Source organism: Parapedobacter sp. SGR-10, assembly GCF_011030405.1.
Lineage (GTDB): Bacteria > Bacteroidota > Bacteroidia > Sphingobacteriales > Sphingobacteriaceae > Sphingobacterium.
This window is the reverse complement of the sequence record NZ_JAAJTJ010000051.1, coordinates 1-3,342: the sequence shown is the minus strand read 5'-3', so window position 1 is coordinate 3,342 and position 3,342 is coordinate 1. Positions and strand designations below refer to the sequence as shown.

The window sequence follows — 3,342 nt, the reverse complement described above, 5'->3', positions numbered from 1 at the left end:
TTTCGCGTGTATGAGAAGTAGCGGATTAAACAGCACTTCACTTTCAGTTTGGCACTGACTTTTATTAAAAGCACTAACCTTTGAGTTTGCACTGAACCCGCAATTTTTCATACACGCTGTTAGGTGTTTGAGCTTTTATCGCAATTGAATCACGTATTGCTTTTAATTCTTCACGAATTTTTTCTAATTCCTGAATTTCATTCGATGAATTATTTTTAATTTCCTTTTTGATAGAGTCTAATTGATTTTCATCAAATTTCGTATCGAAAATAAACGGTGCTGATAATGAAAACAATAAAGCAACTAAAGCAATGTAAAAGGAATCTCGTGATATTTTTGTTTGTTTTCGAGATTCAGCTATTTCTGTTTCGTGATGAATTTGTTCATTTGTTTTAAATTTATTTTCGGCAAGTTTTTTTAATTCTGTTCCAACAACTAAATAGCTTTTTCTGTAATCAGAAATAATGTCAAAGATATTTGTAGGTATAGGTTGAGAAATTAATTCTGATGCCTTTTTTGTGATTGTATTTTGGTCCAAATTCTTTGAAATATAATTGCCCTCATTCGGAAAATCATAGTTTGTATGAATAAATATTAAATCATTACGTTCCAAATATTTAATTAAAGACAAAGTTTCGAAAAATTCATTTAGCGCATTTTTGTCCGATTTAAAATAAACTAGAGCAATTTCTTTCTCTTTTAATTGAATACCTCTATCAATCAATGTAATGTTAGATATAACATCAAGAACATTAGATTTTTGTAAATCCGTTTTTACAATTTCTTGGATTAATTTCTTTTCGTATTCACTAAAATTTCTCATTTGGATTGGTTTTTTCAGCATAACACCTAACGTTTCGAGGCTTGGCGCAAGTGCGGGCTTGAATTGAGCGAAAGTTCAATTCAGACCGAACTAAGCCAAAGCCAATTTCTATTGCTAATTTAAACAAAAAGCCAATAAAATTGGCTTTTGGCGACTTAATATGCACAAAAGTTCAACTTTGCACTTAACCCCGCATTTCGCCAAGGCTTTGTTAGCTGTGGTTTTTCTTGTCAGTCAGAAAGTCAAGCATTACTTTAGTTGCCGTTTCCGCTTGTTCTTCCTGCGGGAAATGTCCGCTTGTTTCCAACTTTACTGTCGTTGAATTAGTAAAACCGCTTTGAAACTTGTCAAGGTAATGCGGTTTGATAACAGGGTCTTTTGTTCCCCAAATGAACAATGTCGGTTTTGTTGAAATTGCTTGTCGTTTATTCCAAAGTTGTTCAAACCAATCTTGGTCGTTAAGCAACGATTTGGCAAATGCCAATGCTCCGTTTCGTTGGGTTTTGTCGGCAAAAGGTTTCGTGTATTGCTTTAATAGTTGCTTTGAAATTTTTTTGTCGCCAAATGATTTGGGCAAAATAAATTTAGGCGAAAAGTTTAAATAACGATACAAGAAAGGTAACAATGGACTTTTCAAAATCTTGCTCAACTTAATAAAGTCAGGGTCGGTTTTGCTGCTCCATAACCAAGAGTTGAGAATAACCAAACGCTTTATTTTTTCGGGATATTGCATAGCAAAGTTTAGTCCGATTACACCGCCAAAATCGTGAACAACGAGTGTGATGTTTTCTAAGTTTTTTTCAAGCACAAATTTTTCAAGTGTCTTGCTGTGGTTCTGTGTTGAATAGTCGTAATGTTCGGGTTTGTCGGAAAGTCCAAAGCCGATATGGTCAATAGCAATACACCTGTAATTTTTTTTCAGTTTTTTGATGACATTGCGATAATCAAAACTCCACGAAGGCGTTCCGTGAACAAACAAAACGGTTTCGCCTTTTCCCTCGTCAATATAGTGCAACTTTTGTCCGTTGATGTCAAAATAGTTTGATGTAAACGGATACTCTGATTTGTCAAGCCAATGATTTGCCATACTTGTAAAATTTATACGGCAAAGGTCTTAACTGTTTGGAAAACTAATGTTGGTATAGACCAACATTAGAATTTCACGGTGTTAAACAACTTGCTGAAATTTGTTGGGTCAATGCCCAAATAAGAAGCAATGTATTTGTGTGGAACAAGTTGAAGCAAATGCAAACTGCGTTGGCAGAATGTTTTGTAACGTTCTTCAATCGTCATGCTGTGCAGTTCAATATGTCGGTTAATCATACCTGCCAAAACCGCTTCTGTCATTCGTCTGAAAAGTCGTTCAATTTGTTGCGATTGGTCAAATAGTTTTTGAAGTTCTTCAAAAGTAATGTAGTCCAATTCGCTGTCTGTAAGACAAGTCAGAAAGTATTTTGACGGAATTTGAAACGAAAACGATTCGGGAATGGCACAAAGGTTTGGCGGATAAGTAAAAGCGATAACGTGAGTTTTGTTGTCTGTGTCAAAGTAAGACATTTGAACACCACTTTTTACCAAGTAAAGTTCTCGTTGTGTTTGTCCTGCAACAGTTATGAAGTCGCCCTTTTTAAAGGCTTTTGTTTTCAGGCATTTTGTCAGCAAGTCATAGTCAGCCGTGCCGATGTCGTGAAATTGTTTAAAGTATTCGTGTCGTTCCATTCTTTAATGCGGTGTCTTCCTAAAATCACAGCTAACGTCTGGCGGCTTTCTGCAGGGCGGATTTTCACCACAATCGTTCGCTCGAAGCCGATACGCCAAATATACTACTTTTCGTCCACTCGAAGACGTTAACCCGCCTTGCAGAACAGCCGTTTGTTAGCGGTTTGTTGTTGTTTCTTAAAGAGAATTAGCATTAAGGTTTTTTATTTAATTTATGAGTTTGATCTGTAACAAACCGAGTAATATCATCCAAATACTTTTTAATAAACTGTAGGTTTTTGGTGTTGTATTTATTATGTAATAATTCGTTATCTTTAATAAAATCAGTTAATAAAGGGGTAAACATTTTCATAGTTTCTTCCTTTTGGGGAACTAACAAAATTTTTCTCCGATCCTTAGGATCTTTCTCTCGCTTAACCAATCCCTGTTTTTCAAGCCGATCAACGATACCGGTTATTGCCCCGGTTGTTAATCCTGCCAGTTTTGCTAAATGACCTGCCGTCATTGTTCCTTTTTGAAGTAAAATATCAAGATATTTATGGTCAACACCTGATATTCCAGCCTTTTCTGCCAATGATTGATGAAAAATTATACTTGCCGTTGACATTTTATGGCAGGCAATGTTAACATCTTCAATGAGTTGCTTTTTATATGAATTTTTAGTAGTCATTAAAATAGTTAATTTTGTAAGATACTTATTTTTTAAGTATCTTTGCAAAGTTAAGAAATCTTATCTACTTTTTATGCACAAGATTGTTTAATTTTAAATTAGTTTTTATATGAAAACTGTCAGAATAGTT

General features: G+C 34.7%; 4 protein-coding genes. All 4 read right to left on the bottom strand.

Annotation, left to right across the window (positions count from 1 at the left end):
• Positions 1 to 73: 73 nt before the first annotated feature.
• On the bottom strand, positions 74 to 823 hold the full coding sequence (locus G5B00_RS17735; RefSeq protein ID WP_163878781.1) for a hypothetical protein: 750 nt from the start codon (positions 821 to 823) through the stop codon (positions 74 to 76).
• Positions 824 to 1,034: 211 nt separating this feature from the next.
• The gene (locus G5B00_RS17730; RefSeq protein WP_163878778.1) at positions 1,035 to 1,910 is read right to left on the bottom strand and encodes an alpha/beta fold hydrolase; all 876 of its coding nucleotides are present in this window, start codon (positions 1,908 to 1,910) and stop codon (positions 1,035 to 1,037) included.
• Between the two features lie 65 nt (positions 1,911 to 1,975).
• Complete coding sequence (locus G5B00_RS17725) at positions 1,976 to 2,542, bottom strand: Crp/Fnr family transcriptional regulator (RefSeq protein ID WP_163878775.1); 567 nt, start codon at positions 2,540 to 2,542, stop codon at positions 1,976 to 1,978.
• 193 nt (positions 2,543 to 2,735) lie between these two features.
• The gene (locus G5B00_RS17720; RefSeq protein ID WP_205966473.1) at positions 2,736 to 3,212 is read right to left on the bottom strand and encodes a MarR family winged helix-turn-helix transcriptional regulator; all 477 of its coding nucleotides are present in this window, start codon (positions 3,210 to 3,212) and stop codon (positions 2,736 to 2,738) included.
• Positions 3,213 to 3,342: the final 130 nt, after the last annotated feature.